Source organism: Pseudomonas sp. B3(2017) (genome assembly GCF_002113595.1).
GTDB classification, from domain to species: domain Bacteria; phylum Pseudomonadota; class Gammaproteobacteria; order Pseudomonadales; family Pseudomonadaceae; genus Aquipseudomonas; species Aquipseudomonas ekonensis.
The window spans coordinates 150,714-163,083 of the sequence record NZ_NEIU01000008.1 but is presented as its reverse complement, the minus strand read 5'-3'; the positions used below and the strand labels follow the sequence as shown (position 1 = coordinate 163,083).

The 12,370-nt window shown below is 67.2% G+C and carries 10 protein-coding genes; 7 read left to right on the top strand and 3 right to left on the bottom strand.

Going from position 1 to position 12,370, the window contains the following annotated elements; all coding sequences use genetic code 11:
* Positions 1-74 precede the first annotated feature (74 nt).
* On the top strand, positions 75-1,169 hold the full coding sequence (locus CAG33_RS14280) for a DUF6515 family protein (RefSeq protein WP_085638917.1): 1,095 nt from the start codon (positions 75-77) through the stop codon (positions 1,167-1,169).
* Here the strand turns inward: CAG33_RS14280 and CAG33_RS14275 are convergent.
* On the bottom strand, positions 1,159-2,070 hold the full coding sequence (locus CAG33_RS14275; protein WP_085584026.1) for a cation diffusion facilitator family transporter: 912 nt from the start codon (positions 2,068-2,070) through the stop codon (positions 1,159-1,161). The genes CAG33_RS14280 and CAG33_RS14275 overlap by 11 nt on opposite strands.
* A 19-nt stretch (positions 2,071-2,089) precedes the next feature.
* Positions 2,090-2,509 carry a polyribonucleotide nucleotidyltransferase gene (locus CAG33_RS14270; protein WP_085584028.1) on the bottom strand — a complete coding sequence of 140 codons (420 nt, stop codon included), beginning with the start codon at positions 2,507-2,509 and terminating at the stop codon, positions 2,090-2,092.
* Between the two features lie 110 nt (positions 2,510-2,619).
* Here CAG33_RS14270 and hrpB point away from each other — a divergent pair, with 110 nt between their 5' ends.
* Positions 2,620-5,139, top strand: a complete 2,520-nt coding sequence (hrpB, locus tag CAG33_RS14265; RefSeq protein WP_085638914.1) for an ATP-dependent helicase HrpB — start codon at positions 2,620-2,622, stop codon at positions 5,137-5,139.
* Positions 5,140-5,198: 59 nt separating this feature from the next.
* Here the strand turns inward: hrpB and CAG33_RS14260 are convergent, their stop codons facing one another.
* Entirely contained in the window at positions 5,199-6,113 is a 915-nt protein-coding gene (locus tag CAG33_RS14260) for a LysR substrate-binding domain-containing protein (RefSeq protein ID WP_085638911.1), read from the bottom strand.
* Between the two features lie 240 nt (positions 6,114-6,353).
* Here CAG33_RS14260 and CAG33_RS14255 point away from each other — a divergent pair, with 240 nt between their 5' ends.
* From CAG33_RS14255 to CAG33_RS14235, 5 genes are all read left to right on the top strand, one after another.
* Complete coding sequence (locus tag CAG33_RS14255) at positions 6,354-7,847, top strand: aldehyde dehydrogenase (RefSeq protein ID WP_085584034.1); 1,494 nt, start codon at positions 6,354-6,356, stop codon at positions 7,845-7,847.
* A gap of 31 nt (positions 7,848-7,878) precedes the next feature.
* Positions 7,879-9,249 (top strand): aspartate aminotransferase family protein, encoded by a 1,371-nt coding sequence (locus tag CAG33_RS14250; RefSeq protein ID WP_085584036.1) that lies wholly within the window; start codon positions 7,879-7,881, stop codon positions 9,247-9,249.
* A gap of 460 nt (positions 9,250-9,709) precedes the next feature.
* Complete coding sequence (locus tag CAG33_RS14245) at positions 9,710-10,696, top strand: ABC transporter substrate-binding protein (protein WP_085584038.1); 987 nt, start codon at positions 9,710-9,712, stop codon at positions 10,694-10,696.
* A 10-nt stretch (positions 10,697-10,706) separates the two neighbouring features.
* Positions 10,707-11,510, top strand: a complete 804-nt coding sequence (locus CAG33_RS14240) for an ABC transporter permease (protein WP_085584040.1) — start codon at positions 10,707-10,709, stop codon at positions 11,508-11,510.
* Positions 11,498-12,334, top strand: a complete 837-nt coding sequence (locus CAG33_RS14235) for an ABC transporter ATP-binding protein (RefSeq protein WP_085584042.1) — start codon at positions 11,498-11,500, stop codon at positions 12,332-12,334. Before CAG33_RS14240 ends, CAG33_RS14235 begins: the two co-directional genes overlap by 13 nt.
* Positions 12,335-12,370 lie beyond the last annotated feature (36 nt).

The following is a 12,370-nucleotide window of genomic DNA, read 5'->3' as shown; positions in this document are numbered from 1 at the left end:
TAACCTGTAGCAGAACCCGGTGTGTCGATTCCCGGTCTTAGCTACAAGCCCTAACCCCCGCAGTGAGGAATTTCATGAAGTCGCGCATCTGGCGTCTGGCCGGTGTTGGTTTGCTGTGTGTGAGTGTCGGTGCGCAGGCGCTGGCCGATGAGCCGCAGAATCGCGGCCCGGACGGCGGCAGACGCGGGCCGGGGCATCAGGGCAACAATCAGGGGCGGGACGGCGAGCATCAGTCCCATGGGCAGAACGGCCCGCAGCAGAATCAGCCGCGCTCGCAGAACAACGAGATCATCCGCGGCGACAACAGCCGCCAGTTCGAGCACAACGGCCAGCAGCCTGGCAATGGCCAGTGGCAGAACAACGGCCAGCAGCACGGCAACGGCCAGTGGCAGGGCCACGACCAGAACCGCGAGCGCCCGGCCTACAACCCCAACCCGGTGCGCCAGCCGCCGCCACCGCCGCAACTGCCGGCCAACAGCCTGCCGATCCAGCCGCGGCCCGACACCGTGCGCCAGACTCAGGAGCCGCGCCCCGGCTACTACCGCGACGAGCGTCCGCAGAACGGCGGCTACCACCAGACCTGGCAGACCGGCAACCGGCCCGACGACCACCGCTGGCCCGGCCGCCCGGACGGTCGCGGCAACGGCTGGGGCCCCGGCCCGCAGTACCGGCCGGGCCATGTGATCGACCGCTTCCCGGACCGGGACTTCCGCGTGCCCTACCGCGGCCAGGACTATTTCTATTCCGGCGGCTACTGGTATCGCCCGCAGGGCCCACGCTACATCGTGGTTCAGCCGCCCCGCGGGATCCGCATCCAGTACCTGCCCGACTACGCCCGCGAAGTGTGGATCGGCGGCGCACTGTTGTTCCTCGCCGCCGGTTCCTATTACGCCTACCAGGAGGCGACGCAGGACTACATGGTGGTGGAGCCGCCGGTGCAGCCGTCGCAGCCGTCCGGAAACGGCTATGACGTGGAGGCCTATCCGGCCAACGGGCAGTCGCCGGAGCAGGTCCAGCGCGACGGTTACGAGTGCTATCAGTACGCGGTGCAGCAAAGCGGTTTCGACCCGCGCACCGCGACCTACCAGCCGGCGCCCGAAGTGGTGCAGGCCTACCGCCAGGCCCAGGGCAATTGCCTGAGCAGCCGCGGGTATCAGGTCAACTACTGATCCCGGTGCCGGCACGCGCGGCGTTCACCACTTCCTGCGGGTCGGCGTGCACCAGCACTTCGGCCCGCGGGTAGGCGGCGTGGATGGCATCCGCCGCCCGGTCGCTGATGCCGTGGGCCACGGTCAGGGTCAGGTCGCCCGGCAGTTCCAGGTGCAGTTGCACGAACCAGTGGTTGCCCGACACCCGCGTGCGCAGGTCATGGGCGCCCAGCACGCCGGGCACGGCGCAGGCCAGTTCGAGCATGTGCTGGCTGACGTCCGCCGGCAGTTCCTCGTCCATCAGCACCGCGAAGCTTTCCCGGGCGATCTGGATCGCGCTCCACAGAATGTAGGCGGCGATCCCCAGGCCGAACCAGGCATCCAATTGATTGAAACCCAGCCCCGCCAGCACCAGCGCAATGAGGATGCTGCCGTTGAGCAGCATGTCCGAACGGTAGTGCAGCGAGTCGGCGCGCACCGCGTTGGAGCCAGTCTGCTTGATCACCCGGTGCTGCAGCATCAGCAGCGCCGCCGTCAGCACCAGGGAAAACACGATCACGCCGATGCTCAGCCATGGCGCGCCGAGGGGCTCGGGGTGCTTGAGCCGTTCGAACGCCTGAAAGGCGATCAGCACCGCGCTGCCGCCGATGAACAGCGCCTGGGCCATGCCGGCCAGGGACTCGGCCTTGCCGTGCCCGTAGCGGTGATCGTCGTCCGCCGGCCGCAGCGCGTAGTGCACCGCCAGCAGATTAAGCAGCGAGGTGACGCCGTCGAGGGCCGAGTCGGTGAGGCCGGCGAGCATGCTCACCGAACCGCTCAGCCACCAGGCGATCGCTTTGGCGATGACCAGCGTACAGGCCACCGCCACCGAGGCGCGGGTCGCCAGCCGCAGCAGGCGGGCGTGTTCGGGGCTGGAGGTCATGTCGGGAGCGGTTCCTTGTTCAAGCGGCCGGTTGCAGGCCGAACATCGCCAGTTGCTGGGCGCTGCCCTTGTGCCGGATCAGGCGCGGGTCGTCCAGCGGCAGGTGGCGGCCCAGTTCGCTTTCGAGGATAGCCTGCAATTTGAGGTTATCGACCTGACCGTCCGGGCCCACCGCTTGCTTGAGCTTGGCCGGATCGACCTGGGCCGTCTTGCCCGGCTCGAAGTAGATCGCGCCGGTGGTGAAGTCCACGGCGAACGCGATCAGGCCGGGGATGATGTAGAACAGCAGGCCCACGGCGTCGAGCACCGCGATGGCCGGGTCGATCTTGCCGTCGATCTGGCCGCGCCGGTCCGGGTAGAAAATCGACCCGCACGCGGTCACTTGGGTGAGCAGGGTGGCAACCAGTGCACCGCCGATCAGGCGAAAAGGTAAACGCATGGAAAAATCTCCTGAATCCTCTGATGACGAAGCGTCGTCGTGTGAAGTTAAGACCCTGACGAACACCTGGCAGTTCGCCGTTATACTCGCGACTCTGTTTGGGAGCCAGCATGATTTCTTTGCCGATCGACGATGTTCTACCCGCCCTGCGTGACGCGCTGGCGACACGCCACGAAGCCGTGCTCGAAGCCCCGCCCGGCGCCGGCAAGACCACCCGCGTGCCGCTGGCCTTGCTCGATGAGGCGTGGCTGGCCGGGCAGACCATCCTCATGCTCGAACCGCGCCGGCTGGCGGCGCGCGCGGCGGCCGAGCGGCTGGCCAGCGAGCTGGGCGAGAAGGTCGGCGAGACCGTCGGCTACCGCATCCGCCTCGACAGCAAGGTCGGCCCCGGCACCCGCATCGAGGTGGTCACCGAAGGCATCCTCACCCGGCGCCTGCAGGACGACCCGGCCCTGGAAGGCGTGGGCCTTTTGATCTTCGACGAATTCCACGAACGCAGCCTCGACGCCGACCTGGCGCTGGCGCTCAGTCTGAACGGTCGCGAGCTGTTCCGGGCTGAACAGCCGCTGAAGATTTTGCTGATGTCCGCGACCCTGGAGGGCGAACGCCTGGCCGGGCTGCTGGACGATGCGCCGATCCTGCGCAGCGAAGGGCGGATGTTCCCGGTGACCACACGCTGGGGCCGGCCGTACCAGCCCGGCGAATACATCGATCAGCGCGTCACCCAGACCGTGCTCGAAGCCTTGCATGACGAGACCGGTAGCCTGCTGGTGTTCCTGCCGGGGCAGGCGGAGATCCGCCATGTCCACCAGCAATTGGCCGACGCCCTCGGCGAGCGCAACGACGTGTTGTTGTGCCCGCTGCACGGTGAACTGGACCTGGCCGCCCAACGCGCGGCCATCGACCCGGCCCCGGCGGGCCAGCGCAAAGTGGTGCTGGCCACCAACATCGCCGAGACCAGCCTGACCATCAACGGCGTGCGCGTGGTGATCGACGCCGGGCTGGCGCGGGTGCCGCGCTTCGATCCCGGCAGCGGCATGACCCGCCTCGACACCCAGCGCATCTCCCGGGCCAGCGCCACCCAGCGCGCGGGCCGGGCGGGGCGTCTGGAGCCGGGCGTGTGCTACCGGCTCTGGTCGCAGGATCAACATGAACAACTGGCGGCCTACGGCAGCGCGGAAATCCTTTCGGCAGACCTGGCCGGGCTGGCGCTGCAGCTTGGCCGCTGGGGCGTGGCGCCCAAGGATCTGGTGTGGTTGGACGTGCCGCCCGCCGCCGCGTATGCGCAGGCGCAGGACTTGCTGCAGCGTCTCGGCGCGCTGGACGGCGACACCCTGACCCGCCACGGCCAGGCCATGGCCGAACTGCCGGCCCATCCGCGCATCGCCCATCTGCTGTTGCGCGGGCAGGCGCTGGGGCTGGCGGCGATGGCGTGCGATGTCGCAGCGCTGCTGGGCGAGCGTGACATCCTGCGCGGCGCCGGCGCCGATCTGCACAGTCGCCTGGTGTTGCTGTCCGGCGAAGCGCGGGCGGCCCGCGGTGCCCAGGGCGGTGTGCAGCGGGCCCGGCAACTGGCCAAGCAATATCGCGGCTACTTGCGCGGCAAAGCGAGCGAGCCGGTGGCCGACCCCGATCATCCGCGTTGGCTCGGCGCCTTGCTGGCGCTGGCCTATCCGGATCGTGTGGCCCAGCAGCGCAAGGCCGGCGGTGCCGAATACCGGTTGGCCAACGGGCGCGCGGCGCTGTTCGCCGAAGCCGACAGCCTGATGAAGGAGCCGTGGATCGTGATCGCCGACCTCGGCAGCCGCCAGGGCCAGCGCGAGGAGCGGATCTACCTGGCGGCGGATTTCGATCCGGCGCTGTTCGACTCGGTGCTGGCCGAACAGGTGCACAGCGTCGATCAACTGGACTGGGACGAACGCGAAGGCGTGCTGCGCGCCGAGCGCCAGCGCAAGGTCGGCGAGCTGATCTTGAGCCGCGAGCCGCTGACCGGTCTCGATGAAAACGCCCGCAGTCAGGCGCTGGTCAATCTGGTGCGGCGCAAGGGGCTGGAATTGCTGCCGTGGACACCGGAACTGCGCCAGTGGCAGGCGCGGGTCGGGCTGCTGCGCCAGCTCGACCTGGACACCCAGAGCGACAGCCAATGGCCGGACGTCAGCGACGCCACGTTGCTGAAAACCCTCGAAGACTGGCTGATGCCGTACCTGGGCAAAGTCTCGCGACTCAGCCACTTCGCCAACCTCGACCTGTCGAGCATCGTGCGCAATCTGCTGCCGTGGCCGTTGCCGCAGCGGCTCGACGAACTGGCGCCGCATCACCTGAGCGTGCCGTCGGGCTCGTCGATCCGCCTCGACTACAGCGAACATCCGCCGATCCTCGCGGTGCGTTTGCAGGAGCTGTTCGGCCTCGCCGACACACCGCGGATCGCCGGCGGCCGACAGGTGGTGAAACTGCACCTGCTGTCGCCCGCACGGCGGCCGGTGCAGGTCACGCAGGATCTGGCCAACTTCTGGCGCAGCACTTATGCCGAGGTGAAGAAGGATCTGAAGGGGCGCTACCCCAAGCACTACTGGCCGGACGATCCGTTGGTGGCGGAGGCGACGGCGCGGGCCAAGCCGCGGGGGACTTGAGCATCGGTGAGGGCGGGCGCTGTGCGCCCGAGCGGGAGCAAGCTCCCTCGCCACAGCTTTCAGGCACCCGCTTTGGCGGTCAGCTGTTCGCGGCAGTAATCGGCGAACAGCTGCGCCGGCTTGGTCAGTTGCCCGCGTTTGAGCCAGGCTGCCACCAAGCCTGAGCCGGTGACGTCTTCGACGATGTCCACGCACACCACTTTCTTGCCGTCGTAGGTGCATTCCGAGTGCGGGCGGGTGACCAGGATCGAGAAGCCGAAACCCTGGCCGACCATGCCGCGCACCATTTCGATGGACGGCGAGCTGAACTCGATCCGCGGGCTCAGGCCCAGTTCCTCGAACAGGCTGACGAAGTAGGTGCGGCTCGGCTGCACGTCCAGCAGGATCATCGGTTCCAGGCACAGGTCGCGCAGCGACACCTGCTTGAGCTGGGCGAAGCGGTGGTCCGCCGGCAGCAGCGCATACGGCCGCTGGGCCGGCATCAGGGGTTCGGTCTCGATGGTGGCGTCCAGGTCGTGCTTGTACAGGATCGCCAGGTCGAAGGTGCCGGAGGTCAGGCCCTGCACCAGCTCTTGCTGTTCGCCGTCGCGGATGCGGATCTTCACCCCCGGGTACAGCGCCGAGAACCCGGCCATCAGTTGCGGCAGGTACAGCGGCGCGACGGTCTCGAAACAGCCGATGTCGATCTGCCCGGCCACCACGTCGTTGTCGGCCAGGGCGTTCTGCTCGAACTCCTTGGCCATGCGCAGCAGTTCCTGGGCCTTGCGGAAGAACCGCGCGCCGCTGGGGGTCAGGGACACGCCCTGGGCGTGATGGCGGATCAGCAGCTGCACGCTGAAGCTGTCCTCCAGCCCCTTGATCGCCGTGGAGATCGCCGGCTGGGCGATGTACAGCTTGCGCGACGCTTCGGCGACGCTGCCGCACTCGACGGTGGTGATGAAGTACTTCAACTGACGCAGGTTGTAAGCGGCCACGGCAAACCTCAGGTCGAACGGATCTCGACATCCACGCAATTCATGTGCCGCCATCCTCCGTTCCGGCGACGGTGTTTTTTGTCCCTGAACAATAGCCTCATACGCGCGCGAGGGGGTTGTCCGCTGGTTAGCTTTTTCATTGCCTGCGAAGACATTTTTACTGGTTTTGCCGCTCGCGGGGGTGAGCGACTATCGACCGCACAAGAATAGGCATCACACCTCACCAGGGAGCATCCGACCGTGTTCGAACGTGCAGACTGGCAGCGCAAGGCCGCTGCGTTGAGCTTTCCCGACCTGGCCGTGATCGGCGGAAAACGGTGCGCCGCGCAGTCGGGGCAGACCTTTGCGGCGGTCAACCCGGCGACCGGCGCGCACCTGGCGGATGTCGCCGCGTGCGGCGAGGCCGACGTCGAGGCGGCGGTGCGCGATGCGCGTCAGGCGTTCGACAGCGGCGTCTGGTCCGGGCGCTCGCCCGTGGAGCGCAAGCAAGTGCTGCTGCGGCTGGCCGAGCTGATCCTGGCCCACCGCGAAGAGCTGGCGCTGCTCGACTCGCTGAACATGGGCAAACCGGTGATGGACGCCTTCAACATCGACGTGCCGGGCGCCGCCGGGGTGTTCCGTTGGTACGCCGAAAGCCTCGACAAGCTCTACGACCAAGTGGCGCCGAGCGCCGCGAACGTGCTCGCCACCATCACCCGCGAAGCGCTGGGCGTGGTCGCCGCCGTGGTGCCGTGGAACTTCCCGCTGGACATGGCCGCGTGGAAGCTCGCCCCGGCGCTGGCGGCCGGCAACTCGGTGATCCTCAAGCCCGCCGAGCAGTCGCCGTTCTCCGCGTTGCGCCTGGCCGAACTGGCGCAGGAGGCCGGGTTGCCGGCGGGCGTGCTGAACGTGCTGCCGGGGCTCGGCGAACAGGCCGGCAAAGCGTTGGGACTGCACCCCGACGTCGATTGCCTGGTGTTCACCGGCTCGACGCAAGTGGGCAAATACTTCATGCAGTACTCGGCGCAGTCGAACCTCAAGCAGGTGTGGCTGGAGTGCGGCGGCAAGAGCGCCAACCTGGTGTTCGCCGATTGCCGGGACCTGGAGCTGGCGGCGCAGAAAGCCGCGTTCGGCATCTTCTTCAACCAGGGCGAAGTCTGTTCGGCCAACTCGCGGCTGCTGGTGGAGCGTTCGATCCACGACGAGTTCGTCGAGCGCCTCAAGGCGCAGGCCGAGCGCTGGCAGCCGGGGGATCCGCTGGATCCGGCGAGCGCCGCCGGGGCCATGGTCGACGGCCGTCAGACCGCGACGGTGCTGCGCTTCATCCGCGAGGCCGAGCGCGAAGGCGCGACGCTGGTCTGCGGGGGCCGGCAGCTGAGCTTCAACGGCTCGGAGAACTTCATCCAGCCGACGATCCTCACCGGCGTGCAGCCGTCCATGGCACTGTTTCGCGAGGAGGTGTTCGGCCCGGTGCTGGCGGTGATCCCGTTCGACGACGAGGCCCACGCCTTGCGGTTGGCCAACGACAGCGTCTACGGTCTGGCGGCATCGCTGTGGACCGATGACCTGCACCGCGCCCACCGGGTGGCCCGGCAATTGCGGGCGGGGACGGTGTCGGTCAACAGCGTCGATGCGCTGGACGTCACCGTACCGTTCGGCGGCGGCAAGCAGTCCGGCTTCGGCCGCGACCTGTCGCTGCATTCGTTCGACAAATACACCCAGCTGAAAACCACCTGGTTTCAGCTGCGCTCATGACAGCCGCTCACAACAAGAAGGAGATCCGGCGATGACCACCTCACGTGAAACCCGCGACTACCAGGCCGCCGATGCAGCGCACCACATTCATGCGTTCGTCGACCAGAAGGCCCTCAACGACGAAGGCCCGCGGGTGATGGTGCGCGGCGAGCGCCTGCACCTGTGGGACAACGACGGGCGGCGCTACCTGGACGGCATGTCCGGCCTGTGGTGCACCAACCTGGGCTACGGGCGCCAGGACCTGAACGCCGCCGCCAGCCGACAGCTGGAGCAGTTGCCGTACTACAACATGTTTTTCCACACCACCCACCCGCAGGTGATCGAGCTGTCCGAGCTGCTGTTCAGCCTGCTGCCGGGGCACTACAGCCACGCGATCTACACCAACTCCGGCTCCGAGGCCAACGAGGTGCTGATCCGCACGGTGCGCCGCTACTGGCAGGTGCTGGGCAAGCCCGAGAAGAAGATCATGATCGGCCGCTGGAACGGCTATCACGGTTCGACCCTGGCGGCGACGGCGCTGGGCGGGATGAAGTTCATGCACGAGATGGGCGGCATGCTGCCCGACATCGAGCACATCGACGAGCCGTACTTCTTTGCCCACGGCGGCGACCTGACCCCGGCGGAATTCGGCGTGCGGGCGGCGCGGCAACTGGAAGCGAAGATCCTCGAACTGGGTGCGGACAAGGTGGCGGGCTTCATCGCCGAACCGTTCCAGGGTGCGGGCGGCATGATCTTCCCGCCGGAAAGCTACTGGCCGGAGATCCAACGCATCTGCCGTCAGTACGACGTGCTGCTGTGCGCCGATGAAGTGATCGGCGGCTTCGGCCGCACCGGCGAATGGTTCGCCCACGAGCATTTCGGCTTCGAGCCGGACACCCTGTCCATCGCCAAGGGCCTGACCTCCGGCTACATCCCCATGGGCGGCCTGATCCTGTCGAAGAAGATGGCCGAAGTGCTGGTGGAGCAGGGCGGGGTGTTCGCCCACGGCCTGACCTATTCCGGGCACCCGGTGGCGGCGGCGGTGGCCATCGCCAACCTCAAGGCGTTGCGCGACGAGGGCGTGGTGACGCGGGTCAAGGACGACATCGGGCCGTACCTGCAGCAGTGCCTGCGCGAGGTGTTCGGCAACCATCCGCTGGTGGGCGACATCCAGGGCGCGGGCATGGTGGCGGCGCTGCAATTGGCCGAGGACAAGGCCACTCGCAAACGCTTCGCCAACGAGAACGACATCGCCTGGCGCTGCCGCACGATCGGCTTCGAGGAAGGCGTGATCATCCGCTCGACCCTGGGCCGGATGATCATGGCGCCGGCGCTGATCGCCAGCCGCGGGGAGATCGATGAGCTGGTGGGCAAGACCCTCAAGGCGCTGGATCGTACGGCGCAGGAGTATGGCCGGCTCTGAGGCAATCGTTCGGCTCAAGGGCCTCATCGCGGGCAAGCCCGCTCCCACACTGGATCTGTGCCCGGCACGAATCCCCTGTGGGAGCGGGCTTGCCCGCGATGGCGTCAGTTCAGACACCCCAGGGTAGGGGAAAGACAGTTGTTCCCGGTCGGTCACAGATCCAATGTGGGAGCGAGCCTGCTCGCGATGGCGGCCGCCCATTCAACGCATTCCCAACGTTCTGCACCCCTCCCGGGCACCCCCGCCCGCTGTGCCCTTTCGCGGTGCCGCCTACCCAGTTTTTTCATCGTTCGCGTCTAACTATTTCCTCGTTTTCCTGACGCCGGGCCTGGGTCAACATCGATCTGGCCAGCGCAACGCGTTGCCCGCCAGAGTCCGCAGAGACCGCAGCGGACAACCGCCCGACCGCCGCCGGCCGTACTGCCCATGACAACTAAATCAACAGCGTTGGGAGTGCTCCATGATCCAGTCCTTGTTCACCCGTCTTGCTTGTCCCCTGGCGGTCACCGCCATCGCCGCCTCGGTCGCCACCGGCGCCCAGGCCGGCACCTTGTCGATCGGCCACACCACGTGGGTCGGCTACGGCACCCTGTACCTGGCCCAGGACCTGGGCTACTTCAAGGAAAACGGCCTGACCGTCGAACTGCCGGTGGTCGAGGAGGCCTCGATGTACATGGCCGCCCAGGCGTCCGGCCAACTGTCCGGTTCGGCCTCGACCATCGACGAAGTGCTCAAGTACCGCCCGCAGTTCTGCTTCAAGGCCGTGGCCGCGCTGGACGACAGCCATGGCGGCGACGGTGTGCTGGTGGGCAAGCACGTCAAGAGCCTGCAAGAGCTCAAGGGCCAGGCCGTGGCCGTCAACGAAGGTTCGACCTCGCAGTTCTGGCTGTCGTACCTGCTGAAGAAAAACGGCATGAGCATGAGCGACATCACCGTGCAGAACATGACCGCCGACGATGCCGCCACCGCGTTCATCGCCGGGCGCGTGCCGGCCGCCGTGACCTGGGAGCCGCACCTGTCGATGGTGCGCGACAAGCAGCAGGGCAAGGTGCTGATCGACAGCAGCAGCACGCCGGGCGTGATCGTCGATGTGGTGGCGCTCAACTGCTCGGTGATCGAGAAGCAGCCGGAGGATGTGAAGGCGCTGGTCGCCGGCCTGTACAAGGCCGTGCAGTACACCAAGGACCATCCGCAGAAAGCCTACGAAATCATGGCCAAGGGCGTGGGCGGTTACCTGTCCGATCCCAAGGAACTGGCCGCCGCCGCCCAGGGCGTGCGCTTCTACGACCAAGCCATGAGCGAGAAGCTGCTGGGCAAGCCGGGCGCACCGGGCGACAGCGAGCCGCTGATCAAGCTGGCCAACGAGACCGCCAGCGAACTCCAGGGCAAACCGTTCAACGTCAGCAACGACGATCTGGTGGACAACCGTTTCGTCAGCCCGCTCTAGGAGGCCGGTCATGTTCAAGCGCAATTCGTGGCTGAGCCGCTGCATCACGCCCAAGACCGGTTTGCCGGTGCCGGTGGTGTGGAGCGCCAGCGGCCTGGCCTGGGTGTTGTTGGTGGGCCTGTGGGCCGGGCTGTCGTACGGCGGCGTCGTGCCGGGCATGTTCCTGCCGACTCCCGGGGCGGTGGTTGAGGCGGCCCTGCGCCTGAGCCGCGACGGCACCCTCGGCCAGCACGTCTGGGCCAGTGTCGAAGTGGTGATGGTGGGGTTCATCGTGTCGTCGCTGGTGGCGGTGCCGCTGGGGCTGCTGATGGGCAGTTTCCGCATCGTCCAGGCGTTCCTCGAACCGATGGTCAACTTCATCCGCTACCTGCCGGTGACCTCGTTCGTGCCGCTGTTCATCCTGTGGATCGGCATCGGCCTGGAGCAGCGGGTGTCGGTGATCATCTTCGGCGTGTTCTTCCAGCAACTGGTGATGGTGGCGGACGTGTCCAAGGGCATCTCCAAGGACCTGATCAACGCCTCCTATACCCTGGGCTCCAACCGCCGCGACGCGGTGCTCCACGTAATCGCCCCGGCTTCGCTGCCCGGCGTGCTCGACACCTTGCGGGTGACTATGGGCTGGGCCTGGACCTACCTGGTGGTGGCCGAGCTGGTCGCTGCCTCCAGCGGCCTGGGCTACCTGAGCCTCAAGGCCATGCGCGGTTTCCAGGTGGATGTGATCTTTCTCGCCATCGCGATCATCGGCCTCTTGGGCCTGGTCACCGATCAACTGTTCCGCTTTCTGCGTTTGAGGATTGCCGCATGGGCTCAGTAACCGCCGCCAACCATCGTTTCGTCGAACCGGTCGCCGCGCCGGCCCACGCCGCCCCGCGGCTGCAGGTGGACAAGGTCAGCCTGCGCTACAGCAAGCCCGGCGGCGGCACGTTCACCGCGCTGGAAGAGGTGTCGTTCGAGGTGCCGGACCAGCAGTTCGCGGTGCTGGTGGGGCCGTCGGGCTGCGGCAAGTCGAGCCTTTTGTACCTCACCGCCGGGCTGGCCGAGCCCACCGGCGGCCAGATCTACGTCGGCGGCCAGCAGGTGCAGGGCCCCGGCGCGGACCGCGGCATGGTGTTCCAGAGCTACACGCTGTTCCCGTGGCTGACGGTGCGCCAGAACGTCGAGTTCGGCCTCAAGCGTCGGGGCCTGCCGGCGGCGCGGCGCAAGGAGATCGTCGACCACTACGTGCATGAGGTGGGCCTGTCCGGGTTCGCCGACAACTACGCCAAGCAGCTGTCCGGCGGCATGATGCAGCGGGTGGCGATTGCCCGGGCGCTGGCCAACGATCCGCAGATCCTGCTGATGGACGAGCCCTTCGGTGCCCTCGACAGCCAGACCCGCCTGCAGATGCAGCAACTGCTGCTGCGGGTGTGGGGCAACAGCAAGAAGACCGTGCTGTTCGTGACCCACGACATCGACGAGGCCATCCTGCTCGGCGACCGGGTCTATGTGATGGGCGCGCGGCCCGGGCGGATCAAGCAGATCCTCGACGTGCCCATCGAACGCCCGCGTTCGCTGGACATGGTCATGGAGCGCTCGTTCATCGACATGAAGCGGCAGATCTTCGGGCTGCTGCACGACGATCTGGACGAGGCCCACTGACAGGCCCGCACACCATAAAACTCTGTGGGAGCGAAC

What these genes read in the sequence shown, in the direction of transcription:
- CAG33_RS14235 (WP_085584042.1), top strand. Translation starts at nt 11,498, where the DNA reads ATGGGCTCAGTAACCGCCGCCAACCATCGTTTCGTCGAACCGGTCGCC.
- CAG33_RS14280 (WP_085638917.1), top strand. Translation starts at nt 75, where the DNA reads ATGAAGTCGCGCATCTGGCGTCTGGCCGGTGTTGGTTTGCTGTGTGTG.
- CAG33_RS14270 (WP_085584028.1), bottom strand. Translation starts at nt 2,509, where the DNA reads ATGCGTTTACCTTTTCGCCTGATCGGCGGTGCACTGGTTGCCACCCTG.
- CAG33_RS14245 (WP_085584038.1), top strand. Translation starts at nt 9,710, where the DNA reads ATGATCCAGTCCTTGTTCACCCGTCTTGCTTGTCCCCTGGCGGTCACC.
- CAG33_RS14250 (WP_085584036.1), top strand. Translation starts at nt 7,879, where the DNA reads ATGACCACCTCACGTGAAACCCGCGACTACCAGGCCGCCGATGCAGCG.
- CAG33_RS14240 (WP_085584040.1), top strand. Translation starts at nt 10,707, where the DNA reads ATGTTCAAGCGCAATTCGTGGCTGAGCCGCTGCATCACGCCCAAGACC.
- hrpB (WP_085638914.1), top strand. Translation starts at nt 2,620, where the DNA reads ATGATTTCTTTGCCGATCGACGATGTTCTACCCGCCCTGCGTGACGCG.
- CAG33_RS14275 (WP_085584026.1), bottom strand. Translation starts at nt 2,070, where the DNA reads ATGACCTCCAGCCCCGAACACGCCCGCCTGCTGCGGCTGGCGACCCGC.